The organism is Microcoleus vaginatus HSN003, from assembly GCF_022701255.1.
Lineage (GTDB): Bacteria > Cyanobacteriota > Cyanobacteriia > Cyanobacteriales > Microcoleaceae > Microcoleus > Microcoleus vaginatus_B.
In genome coordinates this window covers 6548719-6571768 of record NZ_CP031705.1, presented here as the reverse complement: position 1 = coordinate 6571768, position 23050 = coordinate 6548719, and the positions used below count along the sequence as shown (strand labels likewise).

The window sequence follows — 23050 nt, the reverse complement described above, 5'->3', positions numbered from 1 at the left end:
CAATTAACTACAATATGCCAGGTTTTCAGCTTGGACGTAGCCTCTCAGAGGCACTGTAATCGGCACCCAACCATCCGTTCCTACACTTTCAATCGTCACTCTTCGTCCATTCGCGACGACTCCAACGCTTTCCCCATCAGTGGAAGGTGCTTGATGCACATTAATTCCTGTTTGGGCTGCAACTTGGCGGCAGTTAGTAGGAGGCGGCGGAGTTGCGACTTCACACGCTCCGAGAAAACCACCATATACGTAGCCTTGTATGGGGGCTGTAATTGGTACCCAGCCATTCTCACCAAGACTTTGAATCGTCACATTTCGCGCGGAACCGATGATGCCAACCGCTTCGCTGTTAGCCGTCGGTTGTCGCCGAACATTAAGACCATTCCTCGCAATAACCTGGCGACAGCTATCTGGTAATTGCGCTAGTAAAGATTCACCTTGAATCTGTGTTTTATTTGTATTAGCGGCGAAGGAGGGAGCAACTAAAACCGTTGCCGTTAACAACATCGAAGTTGTTAACCTTGTATATTTTTGCCATATCCTTTGCTCTTGCATCGCTTTATCTCCTTTTCAATCTCTATGCCAAAACCTTAAAAAAGGTTTTTAGCTCGTTCATCTTCTCCAAGAAAGGATGAATCATCATCACAATGGTATAAAATCATTCGACTCGCTGCTGTGCTTGTTGAATTTTCTGGTTTTATCATCGCTAATCAAGCATAAACGCGAGGTTTGCGAGCGCCAACAGCACCACCACCCATTGCCGCTGCCAAACCCAGCAAAGAGCCAACTAGAAATGACCAAGCAGCTTTAGCTGTATCACCAGCTATATCGCGAACTTGATTTGGGTTTACATTCGGCGCTTGATTCGGTATATTAACGCCACCCTGTTGTTGTACTTGATTGGCAATTTCTCCAGCATTAGCAGCGGCAGCGCCAACGGCACCCGATATCCCGCTTCCTAATAACCAAGCACTAAGTGCTAATGTAGCTCCCCAAAGAATTGCTGCATTCAAAAGTGCTGTTTTCTTGGTCATAGGGCCGCAGCTTTGAGCCATCACCCAACCACCTAAAAATAGGGAAATCAGCAAACTGATAATCGACCAAATTACTACCCCAAAACCAACGGAACCTGCATCCGCCCCTGTTGCACCGGCGCTTAATCCGATCGCCATTGCCAAAGCGCTTAAAGCCAGTTGAGTACCCAGAGCGATCGCAATTCCTGCCAAAATTGGCCCCCACCTCACTTGGTCGTGGTAATCCACCAGCGGATTGACGATTGTAGGATCAGTGAGTGGACTGCCCGATCGATCTGGATGAGTCATAAAAGATTAACCCCTGCGTTACGTCATTTTTTTTCTTGAAGGTAATTTAATTTTACTTAATCATCATTACCAGAATATCTACCGATGGGCATAATATTTTTAACTTAAAAATTTTAAATATCAAAAGTAGTAATTTCGCTCATTAAATCGAAATCTCCTTAAAAAAAAAACCAGCAGCTCGTCGTTTAGAGATGCGCTTAATTTTGTAGGAGATCCCCTAGTTAAGGTGATCATAAAACCTAATAAATCCTTGTGAGAGTTGGTGGCAGAAACGTTGTAGGTTGGCTCCACCCAACCTACGAATGATTAGATAAATTTATCCCCTTGAGTACAGGAAATCTAAATTCATCTACCTAAAGATAGAAAAATATAAAAAAATATCGCTATCTTGATGATTTTCAATTTGCTGAATCATTCATAAGAAGGAAGTATTAGAGCTGATATCTATCTAAAGTAGGTACACAAGTTGATGTAGATAGTACAGGAAACAACAATGTTACTTTACAAAATTGAGGATTTTAATCCCAACTACCGCCAAGCAGCTTTTGATGACGACGATATCAAAGGGGCGGATGTGTATGCCGGAAATAGCGATGATAAAATGGGCACGATCGATACTGTGCTGGTAGATGAGACAGGACGTTTCCGCTATTTTGTGGTAGAGACTGGTTCTTGGATTTTTGGCAAAAAAGTTTTACTTCCCATCGCTCTTTGTCGCGTTGATTTTAAGGGGCGGCGCGTTTACGCTACAGGTTTGCAGAGTAAAGACCAAGTGGAAAAACTACCCAGGTATGAGCATGGGACGGCAGTTGATTACGATTATGAAGAACAAGTGCGGGGTATTTATCGTACTTCAACAGTAGAAGCGTCTGTACCAGTAGAAGCATCATTACCTTTAGAAGGGCCTGTTCCAGTTTCTAGAACGCATTCTGTCTCGCCTCAAGCTCGTAATGCTGCTTATGACCGGGATACCTACACTTACGAGCGAGAGCCCGAATTGTATCAGATGAACGAACAGGATCATCAAAAACTCAAACTGTACGAAGAACGATTAGTTGCAGATAAAACCCGTCGCAAAACAGGCGAGGTAATAATTGGCAAACAAGTTGAAACCAAAACGGTAAAACTGCAACTTCCTGTAGAAAACGAGCGAGTTGTGATTGAGCACACAACTCCCGAATATGCAGGGAGTCGAGTAACTCCAGATACCGCCTTCAAGCAAGAAGAAATGGCACATTTGGATATCTACGAAGAAAGTGTGAATATCCAAAAGCAGGCGTTCGTGCGCGAGGAAGTGCAAGTCAGAAAAGAAGTTGAGCACGATACGGTTGAGGCAACAGACACAGTACGTCGCGAAGAGTTAGATGTAAAAACAGAATGGGAAGCGGATAGAAAAAAACGTAATCCGCTCTAAGTCAGCAAATAATCTCGTTAAAAATGCAAAAATTAGGAGGAGATTTCTCATGTCTAATCGCAGGCATTTACCGTCAATCAGCGTAGCCTTTTTAGCTTTAGCCGTTAGTGTCAGTGGCACTGGTTTTGTGCTAAGTTCCCAGGAAGTTGCTGCTCAACAAGCTAAATCAAAATTTCCTGATGTACCGCAGAATTACTGGGCGCGTCCGTTTATTCAGTCCTTAGCTGAAAAAGACATTGTTACCGGATATGTAAACGGAACTTTTAGACCCAAACAGGCTGTGGATCGGGATGAATTTTCGGCGATGATCCGCCAAGCTTTTAACCGAGCCAGCATTAGAAAGATACCGAGTGGAAGTTACTTTAAGGATGTGCCTAAAAACTACTGGGCAGAAACTCCGATTCAAGAAGCTTATGAAGCGGGATTTATGAATGATTTTCCCGGAAATGAGTTTCGTCCGAAGCAGCCCTTGACTAAGGCACAAGCATTAGTTGTGTTAATGAGGGGCTTAAATATGGATTACAATCCCCCTGTTGTCAAAACTGATCAAGCTGCTGCAACTCCAGCAAGGCAAACTCCAGTAAATCAACGTCGAAAGTCCCGGAACCGTTTGGCATTTCCCTTCGCAGCGACTGTTTTGATGCAGCCGTTATTACCTGTAGTGGCCAGGCTGCAGCCTGCGGCTGCGCCCGCACCTAAATCGGCTAAGACTGTTCCGCCAACAACGACAAAAGCTGCAACTGCCCCTGGTAAAAATTCGGCATTAGATTTTCTCAAGTCGTACTATAAAGATGCCGGGAAAATTCCTAAAGAGGCCGTTGAGCCAGTGGCAGCAGCTACAAAGGCAAAGATAGTGGTCAACTATCCAGATCCCAGAGTTCTTAATCCCAACGAGTTGCTCAGTCGGGGTAGTGCTACTGCCCTAATTCATCAAGCTTTGGTCAATCAAGGTCAGATAGAACCGCTTCCAGACAAGGAAGCTGCTAAGTACATTCCTAACAGTCCACGTCGCTAGTTCTTCCCTCAAAATTAACTTTTTTACCCCAGGATTCGATTGACTCGAAACCAGCGATAACCGTAGGCTTCTAAAGGAATAGAGGCCGAGTCGGCACCGAGAGATTCATAGAGGCGATCGCCAAATAAATCGAACAGAGGGGTGTATTCGGGAGATTTCAGCGTAGCGGTACAAGGTTTGTCGGCTAGATTGTGGACAGCAATCACCGTCCTGCCTTGCCACTCGCAGCAGTGGGCTAAAACCGAGGGAGAGTCGGTTTCGAGAATGTGCCACTTGCCTCTACCCAACTCAGGACATTGCTTGCGGATGGCAATTGCACGTTCCATCCAGTTAATTAATGAGGCAGGATCGCGCTGCGCTGCGACGACATTGACTTGTTTGTAACCGTATTCTCCCTTGGCGATCGCAGGTCTGGCAAGGGCATCAGTTGCAGCCGTCGAGAAGCCACCATTGGCTGCATCTGACCATTGCATCACCGTGCGGACGCTACCTCGACCTTCCAGCGAAAGGTCATCGCCCATGCCAATTTCTTCGCCATAGCGCAGCATCGGTGTACCAGGCAGAGTGAAAAGCAAGCTGTAGACCAGTTCAATCCGGCGGCGAGATCCTCCCATCATCGGTGGTAAGCGACGACGAATCCCGCGCCCGAAAATTTGCATCGTTTTCTCAGGGGCAAATTCTGCAAAAATTTCCTCTCGTTCCGATGAAGTAATGCGGTCTAGCGTCAGTTCATCATGGTGGCGCACAAAATTAAGCCACTGACAAATATCAGGAATATCCGGTAACATTTTTAGTCCATCGCGCAATGCTGTGGATTCTTGACGCGCCAAGGCCAAAAACAGATGCTGGTTCAGCAAAAAGTTGAACAGGATGTGCATTCTGTCGCCCTTAGCAAAGTAGATAGAAATTTTATCGGCATCGACATTTGCTTCTGCCAGCAACACTGCATCACCCTGACGCGATGACACAAACTCTCTCATGTCTTCCAAGAAACCTCGCAGGTTTTCGGGGTCTGCACCTTCGATGCCAATTCCTTTAATTAAATAGGGAACAGCATCAATGCGAAATCCAGACACGCCCAGTTCTAGCCAGAAACCCATAATTTTGCAGATTTCTTCTCGTACCGCCGGATTGGAAATATTCAAATCTGGCTGTTCTTTATAGAAGTGATGCAAATAGTAAGCGTTTGCTTGTTCGTCGTACTCCCAAATACTGTCCTCGGCATCGGGAAACACCAGCACTTCTGGATCTGTTTTGGGTGGATTTTCTGACCACACGTAGTAATTGCGATACTTGGAGTTTTTATCGCTTTTGGATGCAACAAACCAAGGATGCTGATTGGACGTATGATTTACTACCAGATCGATCAGCACGCGAATTCCTCGTTCCTTTGCTTGGTGCATGAACTCGACAAAATCTCCCAGGGTTCCCAGTCTCGGATCAATGTTGTAGTAATCCATCACGTCATAACCATTGTCCCGGTTAGGGGAAGGATAAAACGGCAGCAACCACAAACAAGTAATTCCTAGCGCGGATAAATAGTCTAGGCGGTTGATAAGTCCCTGAAAGTCGCCGACACCATCGCCGTCGGAGTCCATGAAAGTTTCAACATCGAGGGAGTAGACAATTGCGTTTTTATACCAGAGGTCTTTCATTGCAGTAAATTTCCTAATAAAGAAACTGTGTAACTTGGCTGTGTTCAGAAATTGGGTCACAGGGCTATTTAGGAAGCTGAATGCCACCGATATAGCTCATCTTTCGGAATATGAGCCTAAGTTCTGTTTGTCCCAATTAAAAATATATCTCTCAATATAAAGGTTAATGAAATATCTATCAAGATAATAAATAAATTACGTTTTTTCAAATAAAAAACGGTCGATCCGGCTGACTATCATTAGCAGGAGCGATCGCTAGGAATTTCCGATTCGATGTTCATCCAAATAGCCAATTTGTTTAGCTTGTAGCTGCACTGCCTTCGCTCTCTTTCGCCAAGACAGTGCACCAGCATAAACATTAGTTAAATCTGCCAGCGCTTGTAAGTGCTGACGGCATAGGAGTTGTGTTTGCCTTTAGCGATCGCCAATGCTGCCCACTACTCTTCTACCCAATTGAGTAACCCAAGAGAAGTAACAGCTCCAAAAAAGTGAGCGCCAATCAGATTGACGTTTGCCATCGTCACAAAAATATCTAGGGAACGAATCACATTTTCTGGCGTATAAGCTGCGAGCGCTTGGGGTTGACTAAGAGTTTTCGCTAGCACTACAGCAACTGTTTCTTCAGAAGCGACAAAGGCGATTAATACCCCCACCAAACTAGAAATTAATCCAATCCGTAAGGTGTGAGTAATATGTTCTTTGCTGGGATATACCTGGGAATTTTCGGCGTGCAAAAGTCTGCCTAACAGCCTATAGCGAAAATCCCAAAATATTCTAAAGCCCAGCAATAACAGGCCAATTATAGCTAAAACTACCCCGAAACCAATACCTGCATTATTGGTTTGTTCGCCCATGTTGCGACCCAACATAGCAAATAATAAAACAATGCCGGAAACAGCACCCAAGAATAACTGTATCCAGAAGCTAAATCGACTAAACAAGCGAAAAGTGGCGACAAATTCGCTTTGGGTCAGCGGTTGTGGCAAGGATTCTGGTTGATTCATTATATCCACCTTATTGCTGAATTGAGCATCAAAATAAACGAGGTAAGAAATAGGTTCTGCTTGTCTTCCGAGCGATCGCGATCGCCTTGTGATTAGCTATTAGACTTCTCCAGAAAACTCCGTTAAGGGCAGGCATCCTGCCTGCCATTAACGGAGTTATGACAGAGGTCTATTGGTTACTTAGGAATGGCTGAGGGATATACCCCTGTAGCAACTAGCACAGGTTTGTTGGTATACTCGGCTTCTAGCTTCTGCTTCAAGGTCAAATCCCATTGCAGATCGTAGTCCCGCTCAAGTTCAGCGAGGACAAACGAACGCAGCACACCGGTTACGGCAACCTTCTCACCTTCTCGCACGCTTGGTTGTGGAACTGTGTGTATCACTAACAAGTCTTGTCCGCCAATTAATTTCTCTTCATCCAAGGTGAACGAGTTTGGACTTCTGAGGCTTTCGACTTCACCACTCACCGCCAGTGTCTTGCCGTAGTATTTTTGGGGGTTTGAGGTGAGTTCCCCCGGTGTGGGGGCTAGCGCCATCGATTGTGCAACAATCGCAGGTTTATTTTCGAACTCGGCGTACAAGTTTGACTCTAAGCCTAATTTGTACTCGCGCTCAATATCTGCAAGGACAAAATTGCGAACTGTTCCCGTTACTTGAACTTCTTGATCTGATTCAGCCGGCAGCACAAAAGGCTTGCCGGTGGCATTGACAACCAAAATCGATTCGCTGCCAAAAAACTCCTGCTCGCTAACTGTAAAGCTCGATGGCCCCAATTTTTTGACGGGTTCGCTTCGGATGGTCACAGTTTTGCCAAGCAGTTGTGCGGTGTTATCAACCACATTCTCGGTTGTCGTGGGAAGCGAACCGGTTGGTGCAGGTGCAGGTGCAGGTGCCGTTGCTTGCCGCTGTGGGCTAGAACAAGCCGGAAGCAGGAGAGCTGCTAGTGCGAGTGCGATCGCTCCTCCCTTAGCATTCGAGAGCTTGTGAGTGGAATTGTTTAAACGATTATTAACCATTGAAAAGTCTCCTTGATTTTTGCTGTTTATTTTGTTGATGAAGCTACAGAATTTGTGTTAAAAACCGGGTCTTTTTATAGCCTAATTCAAAAACACTTGACCGTTAGGTTGAATTCTTAAAACTCCTTGATTGCCATCAAAGTTACTGGTTTCCTCTATGGAAACTGCTAGCATCCCTTGCCACAAGAGGAACGGTTGGCAGCGCGATTAATAAACTTCCAGAGATGATTTGTAATATCCCTGGCGTTTTTTTCCAGCGATTTAGTTGATACATAGATATCTCCTGATGGAATATTTCAAATTTAGTCAGGTTTGCCAGATTTTGCGCGGGCAAATAGTGGCGAGTCGGTGCTCAATTTTGAAACAGTACCAAAGTTTCTTCGCTGGTGCGCTCGCCTCTACTAGAACTGAGATTCACCTCGTATCGGGTTCCTGGTAGAGAAATGGTCGGCTTAAAAGCAAAGCTGAATTTACCTTGTTCATCCGCCCGAATTGTGCGTTCGAGGATATTTCGTTCAAATCCAAACAAACCTGCCACAGAAGAGGTAGCCTGAACGTTGACATTAACTGTCGCATTTGGCGCGCTGCGTCCTTCCACTTCAACAGTCCCGCTGACGCGAGCATTTTCTTTGGGAGTGATAATTTCTAGCGGGATTTCGGCAGTTTTGGAACTGCCATCATCGCCAGCAATTAGTTCTCGATCTAAACGGGAACGAATAACTTGATTTCCTGACTGCAAACTAGCAGTAACCGCCGCTCCCGCAGGGGGGAAATTATCTTGGCTGCGGATCGTATATTCCCCTGTGTAAACGCCGTTGGATTCTTCCCGCATGGGGATGTTATAAGCAACTCCTTCAATGGAGAAATTAGCTGTAGCGTTGGGAGTGCCGAGCAATTTGAAGTTGAGCGTGGTTCCGGGATCTAACTGCTGTACGGATCGAGCACTGAAGCGGTTAATAGACAAAGATTGAAAGCGGCCATTGCTATAACCAGCAACTAGAGGTTGTTGCAAGCGGGTGCTACTGATGCGATCGCCTTGTTGCAAATTTGCCCGTACAACTGTATTTTCGGAAATTCGATCGCCCTCGCGAATCATGTAGCTTGCCTCGTAAACTCCCGGTTGAACCTCCCGCATCGGCAGATTTTGCACTGCATTTGGGATAGTCAAGGTAGCTCTAGAATAGGGGGCTCCTCGCAGCACGAAAAAGAGTTCAGTTCCCGGATCTAATCGCTGTACTGGATACGCGGTAAAACTGTCGATATCCGAGCCGACTACTCTTCGTTGAGCTACTTGGATAGAGGGTTTGGGACTAGCTTGGGCAATTTCCGGTAAATAAAGGGTTGAACCCAACAGAACCAGTCCAATTGCCGTTGAAAATGATTTTATTTTCATAAAATCCTCCTAAATCGCAACAACCAACCTCTTGCACTAATGTGAAAATTTCAATTAATGATGTGAAAATTTCAATTATTAAAAGTTGACTTTTGCTAAAGGTCGATTGTCTGTGTTCTACATTCTTTCAAAATGTTGTCTCTCTTTCTATTTAACCTCAAATCTCCAGAGCTTGCTATCTGTCGGAGGCAATAAGAAAATATCTATCTAATGGAAGATGATTGAGGAAAAAATTATGATATTGCTTGGAGTTAAGTGCGATCGGTCGGACTATTGGCGATAGATGCTTGATTCCCAACACCCGCACTGGGGCGCATCCATTCTTGCAACGTCCATAAGCTAGTTAGGGCAGCTATTGCAGCTCCCAAACTATCCATAATCAAATCAATAATCGTATCATTCAGGCTCTCAATCACTTCGGTTGAGAGAACAATACCAGCCGTCCATTCGGCAATTTCCCACAAAGCACCAATCGCAATCCCAAAACTGGTTATTGTTAGCAAGTACAGCATTTTATGGTTGCGAAAAATAGTCAGCATTGAACTGTATGCTAAAAAACTCAATGCTAAAGTCACGGCAAAAGTCGTGAAAGCATGAACAATTTCATCATAAAGTCCCGGTTGGTAAAACAGTCCCAAAACCCAGCCTCCGGCGTTGAGTAAGGCAGCCAGCACAAACAGGAAATCAAACAGCGTTGGCAAGTGATTGTCGCTCACCACAAACGCCAGGGGTGCTACTAAGAATAAGGCTAACCCCAAGGCATTTTGCCATTTTCCCTGACTCAGAGCAGCTATTACTGCTATTGTTAATAACGCCTGTCCTACCCAAGCTGCAACTCGATAGCCACGCCAGTTTGTAGTCATCATCCCTCTCCTTCTATCTTAAGATCACACATCCCCGACTTCTTAGAAAAATCGGGGTTTTCTATGCCCTTTATGTGGTTTATTTGAGTTTACTTTCTAGAGGTCTTCTTGAGCAACTTGGGCATGGTTTAAGGCGGCGACTAAGGTAACTCCGCCTAAAATATTACCAATTAGGGTAGGTATCATGAATTTGCCAAAATATTCTGGCCAGGAAACAGCTTTAATTGCCACTGCATAGAAAACTTCCACCGATCCGGCAATAATATGAGGAAATTCACCTAGCCCAACCAGGGAAGTGATGATAACAATTACCCACAGTTGGGAAGACTCAGCGGCGGGTAGAAGCCAAACCATTAAAGCAATTAACCAACCAGCAAAGATTGCCCGCAATAAAGTTATCCAAAATCCTCCCTTGATAACTCTTAAACCTATTTCGCCAAACGCTGTTTGAATTTCAGGCGGGAAGACTCCAGCCTGTGCAACTATTGAGGCAAATATGAATGCACCTAACAAATTGCTTGCTAACACGATTCCCCATAATCGCAGCACTCGCATAAAAACTTTGCGTCTGCGATCGCTTAACAAAGGCAGAATGACTGTCAGGGTATTTTCAGTGAACAACTGCTGACGCCCCATCACCACAATGACAAAGCCGATACTGTACCCAAGGCTGACAATGATGGAACTCCAAGATTGCTGGGGTAAATTTGCTTGGAGTACACCTTGAGCCACCAGGGAAAATCCCATAGATAGTCCTGCGGCTAATCCAGACCAAGCTAGGGCTGAAACTGGACGGAACAACTCACTTTCACCCTCAATCCTAATCGTTTCGTGAATGATTAAGGCAGTGGGACGGATGCGCTCAATGATCTGTTCACGATCGCGATCGCTTAGTTCCAACTTTTGTTGACCCAGCAATTCTATTGCTTGGCTTGCTCGATCGCAATTTTGTGTCATCTCGCTCTTGTTAAATTATATGAACTTCGTAGTTCTCAGGATACAAACTAAAAAATAGCGACGCGCCTAGCCTGAGAATGAGCTTTGGGTTTTTCTAAAAAGTCTCACTATAGAAAAAATAGCCGTGCAGCATCTATCTTAAGTTTGGTAATTTTAAAATTGAATGTAAAAGCAATATATCTTAAGTAAGATATTTGGCTATTTGCTTTAATTTTGCACAATCGTTCCATACAGGGGTGTAGGGTGAAAATTTAAGAGTGGCAGTATTAGGAGGTATCTTTGTACAAAATTAATTCCTTGAGTACAAGAAAAGCTGACCCATTCAAAAATTCAACCACGAATGCGATTGTGGATGCTTCTAGGTGGTTCGTTTGCTGTAATTGGGAAGGAAAATTCCTCTCTCAAACTTGAGAACCTAGTCAAGCCGGAGTGCGATCGCATTCGTGGTGGAAATTGCCGTTTTTTTGGGACTAGCAGCAGTTTTTTTGGCTTTGCGCGTACGCTCATTTGCAATTGACCAAGACCTGCTGTGAGTTTTACCTTGGCACAATCATGCAAGTGGCTCCGGCATTCAGTTCAATCTAACATTTTTGCTGGGGATCGCAGTTGTCTTTGGTTTAATCGGACTTTGGGTAAAAGCCGCCAGCAAGCGTCGTTTTAACAAGCTGTGAAGCACCGGAATATGAAAATCCACAATTTCAACCTCACCATAAATCGTGGGTAAATCGATCCGTGTTGACGAGTTACTAATCTAGTAATAACAATGAATATAAATAGCGATCGCAGTTCTTCGGCACAAATAACTAACCAGCAGCGTGAAAATACCAGTCAACAAATCCCGCAGCCGCCAGAGGGTTGGGATCGCTTTAAATGGTTGGGGCCGAGTTTTTTATGGATGCTGTCGGCTGCTGGTTCTGGTGAGTTACTATTTACACCTCGAATTGCAGCACTTTACGGCTACTCGCTGTTGTGGGCGCTGCTAGCGGCTGTTATCCTCAAGTGGTTTATCAACAACGAAGTCGGGCGGTTTTCGGTTTGTACGGGCGCAACGATTTTAGAAGGTTTTAAGCAAATTCCTGGGCCGAAAAATTGGACGATTTGGCTGATTTTATTGCCGCAGGTGGTAGTAGCAATTTCCACCGTTGCCGGACTTGCAGGTGCCGCTGCTACAGCACTGATTCTAGTAACAGGAGGAACTGTTAAACTTTGGACGGTGATTATTATCGCTGTGACGGCAGCAATTGTGTTCATGGGGCAGTATGAAGTTGTTGAAAAAATTTCCTCAATTATCGGCATCGGCCGCACGTTGGCAGTGGTTGCGGCGGCGATTTTTGTCTTTCCCAACCTTCGACAATTCGCAGCCGGCCTAGTGCCTCAAATTCCCCAAAACGTGCAATATCAAGAAATCCTACCTTGGCTGGGTTTTATGCTAGCAGGGGCAGCGGGATTGATGTGGTATTCCTATTGGGTGGAAGCCAGAGGATACGGTGCTGCTTCCCTCAAACAAGAACAACCCCTTGATTTTAATCAAATCGGCCACGAACAAGTAAAAAGGTTGCAGGGTTGGGTGACTTTAATGAGTTTATCCAATACCTTAGCAGTCGTGGGTGCGCTGTTAGCGGCACTCGCTTTTTTGATTCTCGGTGGCGAGTTGTTGCGTCCCCAAGGATTAGTGCCAAAAGAACAACAAGTAGCCGAAATTTTGGGTAGTTTGCTAGGCGACCTTTGGGGGCCCTTTGGCTTTTGGTTTATGGTGGCAATTGTTTTTATTACTTTTTGTAGCACCACGCTTTCAGTCCAAGATGGCTTTGGGCGGATGTTTGCCGATGGCACGCAAATTTTACTGCAAGGATTTGGCGTGCAGGGTCGTTGGACGAATGAAAAATTTTTGCAGCGATTTTATATTATAGTGCTTTTAACTGCGTTACCCATTGCGATTTATCTGATTTTCGGCAAACCCGTTTCCTTGTTACAAATGGCTGGAGGCATTGAAGCAGCTCACATTCCCATTGTGACTGGATTAACGCTTTATGTGAATCATCGAATGCTGCCCAAGGAATTGCGACCCTCGAAGTTTATCTGGGGTGGAACGGTACTTGCAGGGCTCTTTTTTGCCTGCTTTGCAGTTATCTATCTTTTACAACTGACCGGGATAATTGGAACGAGTGGAGGAGGAAGTTAAACAGGGTTTTTATAGTGGCGCTAGGAGGTGAACGTGCCAGAATTTCGCAATAATAGTTACATTGGTCTAGCCATAACTGGCAAACTGTTACAGATACAAACTCCTCCTCAACTGCACTCGGAATAGAATTTTTAGATATTGCAATCGAGCACAATCAAACATCTCCGCTTTACTTTACTTTTTTCTGGACTATTTCCCAAAAATGGGAAAATCGCAACTATCAAATTACTTTTGTTAGTTAACCTTCACTTTCAAATTGTTATGACTCTCGCAACCAAACCTTTATCTAACTATATCGCCGTCGTGTTTGACTTCGACGATACCCTTGTCCCGGATACCGTCGATAGTCTGTTAGAAAGCCTCAATATTGAGCCGCTTACGTTTCGTCGCCAGCGAATTCAACCTTTAATCGATAGCGGTTGGGACAAAATTCTAGCCAGATTTTACGCAATTATCGAGGAATCTAAGCGTCAAGGGAACAAAATAACCCAGGAATATCTAGCAAATTTTGGAAAAAATTTAGCGCCCTTTGATGGCGCTTCGGAAATGTTCGATCGCCTACGTCAAAGCGCTTATGCAATCAACCCCAAAGTGGAAGTTGAATTTTATCTAATTAGCTGCGGTATGGTGGAAATTGCCCGTAATAATTGCATCGCCCCCAAGTTTAAGGCGATGTGGGGTTGCGAGTTCCATTATGGTAAAGACGGCGGGATTGAGTTTCTCAAAAAAATTGTAACTCACACAGAAAAAACTCGCTATTTGTTCCAACTTGCCAAAGGCGTTGACAACGCTGCAAAAGACGATAGCCAGACATTTGTTTATCGGGATGTTGCGGCGGAAGAATTGCGTATCCCGCTAACGCAAGTCATTTATGTGGGTGATGGGGCATCAGATATTCCTTGTTTTTCGCTTTTAAATGAACAACAGGGAATAACGATTGGGGTTTATAAAGATAGTACCCCACAAGATTGGAGTCAGGAAATAGAAATTAGCCAAAGTCAGCGCCTGATAAATTTGGCTTCCGCAGAATACAGTGAGGATTCGGAATTGATGCGATCGCTCACTCTCGCTGTAGAAAGTTTAGCCAAAAAAATCTCCCTGCTACAGTTAAGTGTTGGTGAATAGAGAGGATTTTGTTGTGGGTTTTGGAAAATGGATCGGTTTTTTTGCTTTGGTAGCTTCGCTTTATATTCTGTGGAAAATTAGAACGATTGTTTTACTGTTTTTTACCGCCGTAATTTTAGCGATCGCTCTCAACCGTTTAGTGCGAAGATTGCAGCAGTCGGGTGCTAAGCGCGGAGTGGCGATCGCCTTAGCAATTGCGATTCTAGTCACAGCGAGCGCTGTCTTGGTAACTCTCATCGTAACGCGCCTGAGCAATCAATTTCAAGAGTTGTCCCAACTCGTCCCGCTAGGAATAGAACAACTGCGAGTTGGGTTCTATTGGTTGCAAGCAAGATTACCCGGACAAATTTTTGATAACATTCCCAGTATTGATGATTTAACCCAAGAAATTAAAACGGTTTTTCGGTGGACAAGTTCGCATATTTATCTGTGGTTTTCCAACTATCTAAGCTTGATTATCAATACCTTATTAATTACCGTTTTGACAATCATGCTTCTGGTAAATCCGATGCCATACCGCCACGCCATTATCAGCCTTTTTCCGGCTTTTTACCGTCAGCGAGCCGATGAAATTATGTCAAAATGCGAAGAGGGTTTAATGGGTTGGTTGGCAGGCGTGGCATTAAGCATGAGTTTTATTGGTATTACCAGCATTATTGGTTTGTTTGTTTTGCAAGTTCGACTGCCTTTTGTGAACGGGCTTGTGGCATTCATATTAGCCTTAATTCCCTATGTGGGCGCAATTTTCAGCGTAATTCCACCGCTGCTGCTGGCTTTATTAGATTCGCCTTCAAAAGCAGGCGCGGTGTTGTTGCTTTATTTCCTAATTCAACAAATTGAAGGCAACTTGGTCACACCTATCATTATGGAAAAGCAGGTATCTCTGCTTCCCGCTTACACCTTAGCTCTCTTGACAGCATTGGGATTTTTCTTGGGTTTTTTGGGATTATTTTTAGGGCTACCAATTCTAATTGTTATTCAAATTTGGGTTCAAGAAGTTTTAATCAAAGATATACTAGACCCCTGGCAGACTGCTCCATCAGGGAAGCCAGTAGATAACCCATAAAGCTATATTTGTCAACCCCAATTAATGTGAAGTTTCTCAATAAATCAACCGCTGACACTCCCGCTCAAGACAGATGAAAAAAATATCTAAACAAGCTAATAATTAAATTAATGGATAATAATATAAATTATTTCTTTAAGAACTCAGTTAACTGGAAAGGAAAGCAGCATTGCCTCTGCCAGCAGTCGTTAACAACTAAAGTATAAAAAATATGAAACGGGACAACTCACCCACCGACAGCATTAAAGACTCAATTGGACAGGCAGCTTCTCATCCCTGGTTTGAGCGACTCGCAAGATTGGGATATGCTTCCAAAGGCTTAGTTTACTTTATTGTCGGTTTTCTAGCAGCACAAGCAGCCTTTAGTACGGGTGGCAGGACAACCGATACTAGCGGTGCATTATCAGCAATTGTTAACCAACCCTTCGGTAAATTTCTGCTATTTCTGGTAACGATTGGCCTTATTGGTTATGCCCTTTGGCGTATCGTTCAGACAATTCTAGACCCAGAACACCAAGGACAGAAAATGGATGCCAAGCGAATTGCCCAACGCATTGGCTACGCCTTAAGTGCTTTAGGTTACGCAGGTTTGGCTTTAACGGCTGTAAAACTGATAATGGGTTCGGGCCGTAGTAATAGCAATACAACGGAAGATTTGACAGCCCAAATTTTAGCGCAACCGTTTGGACAATGGCTGGTAGGATTGGCGGGATCAATGGTTATTGGTGTAGGTTTTTCTTATTTCTACGAAGCATATAAAGCCAAATTTCGCCGCCATTTCAAGCTAGATGAAATGAGCCCAACCGAGCAAAAGTGGGCGACACGGTTGGGTCGATTTGGAATTGCTGCCCGTGGAACTGTTTTCGTTATAATTGGTTTTTTCTTAATTCAAGCAGCAAGGCTATCGGATGCCAGTCAAACGAAGGGATTGGGCGAGGTGTTGGCAATTCTGGCACAACAGCCTTTTAGTCCAGTGATTTTGGCTCTAGTACCTTTGGGTTTAATTGCCTATGGCATCTACTCGGTAATTCAAGCTCGCTATCGGCGAATTTTGCGCTCATAAGCTTGCCTGTTATACAGAGATTTATAAGTTTTGAGTACAACAATTTTTTTGAATTAAAAACTTATCTAACTCAAAGCTCAAAACTTTTACAAGGCGTCCTGATTAAATCACCTGCTTTTAATTCTGGATATTTTAACTCAACACTCAAAACTTCAAACTCAAAACTCCTAAAAACTTATGCCACAAATTGGTTATCACGCTTCCCACGAACAGTTTAAGCCCAGCGAACTGCTGAAATATGTCCAAATGGCAGAACAAGCTGGCTTTACCCATGCCCTTTCTTCCGATCACTTTCATCCTTGGAGTGAAGCGCAAGGACAAAGTGGTTTTGCTTGGTCTTGGTTGGGTGCAGCAATGCAAGCAACGCCGAGGCTTTCCTATCGGGTTGTTTGCGCTCCCGGACAGCGGTATCATCCGGCTATTATTGCCCAAGCTGCGGCAACGTTGGCAGAAATGTTTCCAAATCGTTTTTGGATCACGGTTGGCAGCGGTCAAGCGTTGAACGAACATATTACTGGGGAGAAGTGGCCTACTAAGAGCGATCGCAACACACGTCTCAAAGAATGTGTCGATATTATCCGCGCCCTTTGGGCAGGAGAAACCGTCACCCATCGCGGTTTAGTGTGCGTAGAAGATGCAAAACTCTATACCCGCCCGGAAATTCTCCCATTAATTATCGGCGCCGCAGTTACCCCAGAAACCGCAGAATGGGTGGGCAGTTGGGCAGATGGATTAATTACTACTTCTCGCCCACCTGAAAAGTTAAAAAAAGTCGTCGATGCGTTTCGTCGCGGTGGCGGAGAAGGGAAACCAATGATTTTGAAAGTGCAGCTTTCCTATCACAGTAATGCAGAGAAAGCACTACAAGGCGCTCATGATCAATGGCGTAGTAACATTTTCAAAAGCAAAATGTTGACAGAACTGATAACACCCGATCAATTTGATGCCGCCGGGGAGTTTGTGCAACCTGATGAGTTATATCAACACGTCCGCATCTCGGCAGAGCAAGAGCAGCATATTGAGTGGTTGCAAAAAGATATTGAATTGGGGTTTGATGAACTAATTTTGCACAACGTTAACCGAGAACAAGAGCAGTTTATTGAGGTGTTTGGCGAAAAAGTAGTGCCAGGGCTGAAAAAAAGTTGATTCGTAATTATGATGCTACTGATATCAATTCCGGCGCCGCCGGAATGATATCAAATCCGCGCTTCATCGCCGAACGTAAAGTCGAATTAAGCTGCCAACAAATAATTCGCGCTATTTTCAGTTTTTTGACTCATAGTCAACAGTCAACAGTCAACAGTCAACAGTCAACAGTCAACAATAACGGACGGTGCAACGGAATCGATATGACTTACCGACTAGCCTTGTCAGAATCCTGAGTGCGATCGCTCTCTCCCAAACCCAATGCGGTTCGCCACTTATCGGGATGGCGCGGCATCAGCACTCGCACATCAGGATCGGGCAAGCCGAGGCCAGCATCTTTGAAGGCAAGAACGATTGCCCGTCTCACGGCTGAGGTTGTCGCCACAAAGTCAGAACGTCGCGAGTCCGTCCAAAACCGCACCTCAACCAAGATGTCATCCTGTCCCAACTCTCGAATTCGCACGGAAACTGGCGGATCTGTGAGCACGGCTTCCGTAGCTTGCGCGGCCTCTGTCATAACAGTTACGGCTTTTTGCAAATCGCTATCGTAGCCAATAAACAGAGTCACGCTGCTGCGACGAATCGGGGCGGCGGTGTTGTTTGTAATGCGCGAGGTAAACACTTCCGCATTGGGAACCAATACAACTCGACCATCATAAGTACGGAGTTGGGTGGCGCGCAATTCGATCCGCTCGACATTGCCTTCAGTTTCCCCCACAACAATTTGATCCCCAAGTTGAAAAGGACGCAATACCAGTATTAAAATGCCGCTGATAAAGTTAGAAAGGATATCTTTTAAAGCAAAGCCGAGAGCAAGACCTGTTAAACCCAATCCGGTGGCAACTGCCTGCGGATCGAACCCAAAGGCATCCAGGGCTACAATAAAACCGAGACTCCAGACAACATAGTAGGCGACTTGTTTGATTAGGTTTTCTACCGTTAAGTCTTCTACAATGTGACGGAAAATCAGGCGCATCAACCAGCGCACCAAAGCCGCGATCGCCCAAAATAATCCAATCACCAGTAATGCAGCTAGGGCGCGGGGAATAATCGCGATCGCAGATTCACCCAGTCTTGCAAATCCGGTTTGCACCGAGGATTGCACCTCTGCCACAAAGCGTTCCGAAGGGGAAAGACGGCGCTGACTGGCTCGCGTTAGGGCGGTATTAATCGCCTCTGACCACTGAGTTGCCAGCGTATCAACCGTTGTCAAATTATCCTGAGCGTCTGCTTTAGTTACGGTGACAACAGGGACTCCAGCAATCGTAATCACCCGCTGATCGCTACCTTGAGTCGGTTCAATGCGGGGAGGTGCGATCGCCGTAGGATTCTCCAACAGTCGGCTCAGCCGCCGCTCAATCTGTCGCGCCCGTGCGGTTGCATCTACGTTTTCTACCGCACTCACCCGAAACATGGCTCGACCATCTAAACGCACTGTTACCCGTTCGTCTTGGGCGCCTGCGGAATTCGGGGTAATACACGTTATCGTTAGGGCAATTAAGAGCGCGAGTAACAGAACCGACCGCACGCTCGATCGTGCTAACCGCCTCCAATGAATTTTTATGCTTTGCTTGATTCGATGCACTACCGCTGTTGTTGTCTAAGTTGGCTAATAAAAGAAATAGCGATCGAGGATATCCTAAACCAATAGCAATCCGGCAAAGCCTCTGATCAATCCCATTTCCTAGGCTTGTTGAATGGGAGGCTCTGCCCAATAGCCTTGAGGCACAGCGTTAAAGGCACTTCCACTGGGTATGTTCCTAATCTTTGCTCGCTCAAAGGCTTGGCGGATCATTGCTGCAAATTCGTCGCCATCCACAGGCTGTTTAGGTCTAAATGTTCTATCAGGATATCCTGTAACATTGCCTTTTTCAGCTAAAGATTGAATAAATGGACGCGCCCAGTAATTAGACGGAACATCATGAAATGTCTGCTGAGCTTGTTGAGCTGCAACTGGCTCAGACCTTACTAAAAAACTGGTCGCACCGATGCTAAACGATAAAGCTAGGAATGCTGCACTTATTAGGGGTCAACGCCAGCAATTAAACATGAAAAATTACGTTTTTTTTGCAGTTATAGTGATTTTTTAGGTTCGTCTTTGCGCTTCAACGCTAATGTGGGCGAAGACAGCGCAACTACAAAACCTGGTTCAATTCATTCGCACTCTAACGCCCTTCGGTCTTTACATCCAACTCTTCACGACGCAGCGTTTCCGTTGCCTCAACAATCTCCGTTTCAACTTCTTTCCTGATGTTAACTTCTTCGCGGACGAAAGCTTCTTTTTTGAGATCAGCAGTTTCTTCGTAAACTTCCATACGCATCACCTTTTCCTGCTGGAATGGAGTATCCCGAGTTACTGGCGCACCTGCCTTTCCTGGAGTTACACTCTCAATTACAACTCGCTCTTTTTCTGTTGGAATTGAAACTCGTGCCGTGTCGGTTTCTACTCGCTTGCCAATTGCTACCTCGCCAGTTTTGTGACGGCTTTTCTCTGCAACCAGTCGTTCTTCGTAGAGGCGGAATTTGTGATGCTCACGCTCGTTCATCTGATACAATTGAGGCTCGTGTTCGTAAGTGTAGGTGTTGCGGTCATAACCAGCAGCCGTAGTTTGGTTAGAGACAGAACGCGGCATAGAAACTGGTGCAGATGCCTCTAAAGGCAATGATGCTTCTACAGGTGCAGACCCTTCTACTGTTGAAGTACGATAAACACCCCGCACTTGTTCTTCATAATCGTAATCAACCACCATCCCATCTTCATACTTGGGTAGTTTTTCTGCTTGCTCTTTACTCCTCAAACCCGTCGCGTAGATGCGCTCTGCATCTACCTCCACTCGACAAAGAGCAACTGGAACTAATACCTTCTTGCCAAAGATCCAGAAACCCGTGTCAACAACAAAATATCGGAAACGTCCTGTCTCATCGACTAGCGCGGTATCGATAGAGCCAATCTTCTCATCTGTATTTCCAGCATAGATATCCAGACCTTTGATATCTTCGCCATTAAAAGCAGCTTCGCGGTAGTTGGGATTAAAATCTTCAATTTTGTAAAGTAACATAGGAGTCCTTCCCTTTCTATCTACATCAAGTTATGCCCCCATTTTAGATAGAACTCAACTTTGATGCTTCCTTCTTATGAAGGATTAAATGAAACAGAATAGTACGATGAGTATATTAATTTTAATTTTTTTTCTGTCTTTGGATAGATGAATTATCATTGTTTATCCACCTTCCGCACCCTCAAGTTCCACAATCGGTGTTTAACGGTTTTTATCAAGCCATAAAGCAGCAATAAAGCTATAAGTTATACTTTAATACGGTAAATTAACGCATATAAAACCTTTTATAGACATAATTTATTACTTTAAAACTAGAGTTGTGTGAGGATTGCATATATTCATAATGCTCAAAGAAAAACTGGAAAAGATTTGGGATTTTTATGTTTGAGGTAAAAAAGCAACAAACGAATCGAAAGTTGCAACATCTCTTTAGACTTGGAATAACATAAGGTGTTGCGATGTCACCCGCGCCAGATAACGTCTGGACTCCGGTGTTCTGCCCTTCGACCGCAAGTCACATCAATTCCGGTTGCACCGGAATTATTGTTGACTGTTGACTGTTGACTGTTGACTGTTAACTGTTGACGGGCGGGTCGAAAAACTGAATGGTTGAGTGTTAACTGTTGACTCGATTTTATTATTCCGATGCAACCGGAAACGATATCATATAATAAGTATTGCAAAAATATGGTTTTCAGAATTGATATATTTTGGGTCAACACAATAACCCTCAGTCACCCAGAAATAGCAATACCAATTTTTAATCATCATCCACAAAGCCACAAAAGTGTCACTCCTCCTATCCCCTAACTTCCCAGCAAGAATGCCCTCAGCAAAGTGATTTCTGGCTGTCCATATTTCGTCGATTTCGCTTACTTCGGGTATCGTTTCAACTGCCTCAGTTTCAGATAATCGTCCCCCTGTTTCTTTGACCCCGTTGATGATACTATTGTGGGTGATAGCAGTACAACGCTCAATTTGTCTCGCGGGCTATGGCATTACAGTACATTGGTTAAGCAAATTTGTTTGGCATCCTCGGAGTGTCCATGCTCACTATAGGTTTGGACAAACTGGCGATCGCATTTTTTACATCTATCGCACTGTTTTCCGTAAAGATGTCCATTTTTAACTACATCTTCATAGTTGCATTTTGGCAATTGCATTTTTGAATTTTGAACAACTTTGCCTTTATTAGATCACTAGCTATGTTTAAATATCCTTATAAATATATGATGCAACGTCGCCTCTTCAGCAAGCAATTTCCCATAACTGATGACGAAGGACTAATTACTAATAAAAACAAATTCCCCGGCCTAACCAGGGAAGGAAAAATATTAAAAAAAGTAATGTTGTTTTAATAAATTGAATTTGCCAAAAAGCGGCGATAAATTAGTAGCAGCCCTGGTTGATTTGAGAGCGGGCGCCGGGGCGGGCATTCCTGTGCAGGTGCCGCACCCGATCGCATTTTCCAGTCTCAAGAAAACAGTTGCATTCATATTTGAGCACCAATTAAGCTTGGTTGCTGTTGCGAGTCTGGCTAGCCAGCTCCAACAGTTGCGCCCAGCGTTTTTGGACTTGTTTGGGAGTGCATTTGAGCGCGGTGGCGATCGCCTTGTCGCTTTCTTGATTCCGCTTCATGTCTAACAGTTGCTGCTGTTCCGGCGACAGTTGAGCGCGAAATGCTTCCCATTTGTCCGAAGTCATTCCCAGCTTTTGATCGACATCAGCACCCAGCCATTCGTGCACGAGTTTCCAATTTTGAGTGCGGGCAAATTTTTCGACGTGGTACTTAAAGCGCTGTTGCAAGTAGTCGCGCTGGCGGGAAGACAAACCGAGCACGCGGTCAATTTCCGAAGCGGAAAGGTCTTGCAATTTTAAAGTTAAGTAATTCACGCATTCTGGCTGATTTTGCGATTCCAGATAGGCGATCAATTCCGCGACTACTCGATCGCGCAGCACAGCATCAGCCGGATCGACAGTTTCCGATACCATTTGCTCACGCACTTGTTGCAGCGCCGGAGAGCGGCTGTACATTTCCGCCTCTTCTCCCTTGCCGGATTCTACAGCCATTTCAATGTCGATCGCAGTTTCCGGAGGCTGGCCCTTGGCAAATCCTTGAGCGCGCAACACGATCAGGCGTTGGCGGTTGCGGCCGGGCAAACCGATTTGGCGCTTGGCGTAGTGTTCGGTAAAAGCCATGTACTCAGCCAATTCTAGCTGCGTGCGGGGCTGGTAGGTGACATCGAGTTGATGTTCGCGGCGGAAAGCTCGCAGAGATTCGATGTAAAAGCCTTGCAAAAAGTCTTCAATCATGTTGTAGCGAGCTTGGAAGTTCAAGTTCGATCGGAAAGAAGCAACATGGCGGTAAATCATAGCCGCGAGGTGGGAGTGCAGTTCGACGCGGCCTTGTTTGGAACCGAGGCGGTAGTATTGCAGGGTTTTTTGCAACCGGTGCTCGGCCAAGGTGATTTGCCAAGCTTCAACTTCGCCGGAAATTTGGATGCGATCGCTTTTTTGGCAAATCCGTTCGACTTCCTTAGCAATCCGCATCGCCACTGCTTGAGCGCTGCGGCTGGGAGTTTTCATTTCGGCTTGCAATTCTTTGAGGGCAAAGTTAGCCAAAGCGAGGATATCGATGCTGGGAACAGTATTGATTTCGGCGGTTTGTTCTGGAATGCTGTTGAGGTCAGAAGCGGTGTTGCAGTTGACGGTGTTGGTGGCAGCTTTGACAGTCATGGCGTTTATCGGGTGGTAGGGCACAGCGGGTGTG

The 23050-nt window shown here is 45.0% G+C and carries 21 protein-coding genes and 1 pseudogene; 8 read left to right on the top strand and 14 right to left on the bottom strand.

Translation table 11 applies throughout. The features are described from left to right. Positions 1-3 precede the first annotated feature (3 nt). On the bottom strand, positions 4-555 hold the full coding sequence (locus D0A37_RS28080; RefSeq protein WP_242719566.1) for an SH3 domain-containing protein: 552 nt from the start codon (positions 553-555) through the stop codon (positions 4-6). A 155-nt stretch (positions 556-710) separates the two neighbouring features. Beyond that, a complete protein-coding gene (locus D0A37_RS28075; protein WP_242719563.1) occupies positions 711-1322 on the bottom strand; it encodes a hypothetical protein in 612 nt (203 codons plus the stop codon). A 493-nt stretch (positions 1323-1815) separates the two neighbouring features. Here D0A37_RS28075 and D0A37_RS28070 point away from each other — a divergent pair, with 493 nt between their 5' ends. Both D0A37_RS28070 and D0A37_RS28065 read left to right on the top strand, forming a co-directional pair. Continuing rightward, positions 1816-2736 carry a DUF2382 domain-containing protein gene (locus tag D0A37_RS28070; protein WP_242719561.1) on the top strand — a complete coding sequence of 307 codons (921 nt, stop codon included), beginning with the start codon at positions 1816-1818 and terminating at the stop codon, positions 2734-2736. 49 nt (positions 2737-2785) lie between these two features. After that, the gene (locus D0A37_RS28065; RefSeq protein WP_242719559.1) at positions 2786-3751 is read left to right on the top strand and encodes an S-layer homology domain-containing protein; all 966 of its coding nucleotides are present in this window, start codon (positions 2786-2788) and stop codon (positions 3749-3751) included. 23 nt (positions 3752-3774) lie between these two features. Here the strand turns inward: D0A37_RS28065 and D0A37_RS28060 are convergent, their stop codons facing one another. The 6 genes from D0A37_RS28060 to D0A37_RS28035 form a co-directional block, all read right to left on the bottom strand. Continuing rightward, entirely contained in the window at positions 3775-5406 is a 1632-nt protein-coding gene (locus D0A37_RS28060; protein WP_242719557.1) for an alpha-amylase family protein, read from the bottom strand. A 437-nt stretch (positions 5407-5843) separates the two neighbouring features. Next, positions 5844-6410: a DUF3611 family protein gene (locus D0A37_RS28055; protein WP_242719555.1), complete on the bottom strand. Its 567-nt coding sequence runs from the start codon at positions 6408-6410 to the stop codon at positions 5844-5846. A 176-nt stretch (positions 6411-6586) separates the two neighbouring features. After that, positions 6587-7426 carry a hypothetical protein gene (locus tag D0A37_RS28050; RefSeq protein ID WP_242719552.1) on the bottom strand — a complete coding sequence of 280 codons (840 nt, stop codon included), beginning with the start codon at positions 7424-7426 and terminating at the stop codon, positions 6587-6589. 352 nt (positions 7427-7778) lie between these two features. Then, positions 7779-8819, bottom strand: a complete 1041-nt coding sequence (locus tag D0A37_RS28045) for a hypothetical protein (protein ID WP_242719550.1) — start codon at positions 8817-8819, stop codon at positions 7779-7781. Between the two features lie 251 nt (positions 8820-9070). Beyond that, entirely contained in the window at positions 9071-9685 is a 615-nt protein-coding gene (locus tag D0A37_RS28040; RefSeq protein WP_242719548.1) for a DUF2238 domain-containing protein, read from the bottom strand. 93 nt (positions 9686-9778) lie between these two features. Continuing rightward, complete coding sequence (locus tag D0A37_RS28035; protein ID WP_242719546.1) at positions 9779-10639, bottom strand: formate/nitrite transporter family protein; 861 nt, start codon at positions 10637-10639, stop codon at positions 9779-9781. 763 nt (positions 10640-11402) lie between these two features. Between D0A37_RS28035 and D0A37_RS28030 the strand changes: the two genes are divergently transcribed. From D0A37_RS28030 to D0A37_RS28005, 6 genes are all read left to right on the top strand, one after another. Then, positions 11403-12821: an Nramp family divalent metal transporter gene (locus D0A37_RS28030; protein WP_242719544.1), complete on the top strand. Its 1419-nt coding sequence runs from the start codon at positions 11403-11405 to the stop codon at positions 12819-12821. Positions 12822-13082: 261 nt separating this feature from the next. Beyond that, the gene (locus D0A37_RS28025; RefSeq protein ID WP_242719542.1) at positions 13083-13946 is read left to right on the top strand and encodes an HAD family hydrolase; all 864 of its coding nucleotides are present in this window, start codon (positions 13083-13085) and stop codon (positions 13944-13946) included. Between the two features lie 13 nt (positions 13947-13959). Continuing rightward, on the top strand, positions 13960-15012 hold the full coding sequence (locus D0A37_RS28020) for an AI-2E family transporter (RefSeq protein ID WP_242719540.1): 1053 nt from the start codon (positions 13960-13962) through the stop codon (positions 15010-15012). 211 nt (positions 15013-15223) lie between these two features. Beyond that, positions 15224-16075 carry a DUF1206 domain-containing protein gene (locus D0A37_RS28015; protein ID WP_242719538.1) on the top strand — a complete coding sequence of 284 codons (852 nt, stop codon included), beginning with the start codon at positions 15224-15226 and terminating at the stop codon, positions 16073-16075. 177 nt (positions 16076-16252) lie between these two features. Beyond that, positions 16253-17221, top strand: a complete 969-nt coding sequence (locus tag D0A37_RS28010; RefSeq protein WP_242719536.1) for a TIGR03885 family FMN-dependent LLM class oxidoreductase — start codon at positions 16253-16255, stop codon at positions 17219-17221. After that, positions 17218-17457: a hypothetical protein gene (locus D0A37_RS28005; protein WP_242719534.1), complete on the top strand. Its 240-nt coding sequence runs from the start codon at positions 17218-17220 to the stop codon at positions 17455-17457. The genes D0A37_RS28010 and D0A37_RS28005 overlap by 4 nt, the downstream gene beginning before the upstream one ends. Here D0A37_RS28005 and D0A37_RS28000 read toward each other — a convergent pair. The 6 genes and pseudogenes from D0A37_RS28000 to D0A37_RS27985 form a co-directional block, all read right to left on the bottom strand. After that, positions 17430-18656, bottom strand: coding sequence for a mechanosensitive ion channel family protein (locus tag D0A37_RS28000; RefSeq protein WP_242719532.1), 1227 nt, complete (start codon positions 18654-18656; stop codon positions 17430-17432). The genes D0A37_RS28005 and D0A37_RS28000 overlap by 28 nt on opposite strands. 249 nt (positions 18657-18905) lie before the next feature. Then, the gene (locus D0A37_RS29250) at positions 18906-19040 is read right to left on the bottom strand and encodes a hypothetical protein (RefSeq protein WP_278187126.1); all 135 of its coding nucleotides are present in this window, start codon (positions 19038-19040) and stop codon (positions 18906-18908) included. A gap of 346 nt (positions 19041-19386) precedes the next feature. Next, complete coding sequence (locus D0A37_RS27995; protein ID WP_242719530.1) at positions 19387-20280, bottom strand: DUF2382 domain-containing protein; 894 nt, start codon at positions 20278-20280, stop codon at positions 19387-19389. Between the two features lie 347 nt (positions 20281-20627). Further along, positions 20628-20763, bottom strand: a pseudogene (locus D0A37_RS27990) (IS1 family transposase); the annotation flags it as partial. A gap of 515 nt (positions 20764-21278) precedes the next feature. Next, entirely contained in the window at positions 21279-21443 is a 165-nt protein-coding gene (locus D0A37_RS29640) for an IS1/IS1595 family N-terminal zinc-binding domain-containing protein (RefSeq protein ID WP_445242456.1), read from the bottom strand. Between the two features lie 346 nt (positions 21444-21789). Beyond that, entirely contained in the window at positions 21790-23016 is a 1227-nt protein-coding gene (locus D0A37_RS27985) for a HetZ-related protein (protein WP_242719528.1), read from the bottom strand. Positions 23017-23050: the final 34 nt, after the last annotated feature.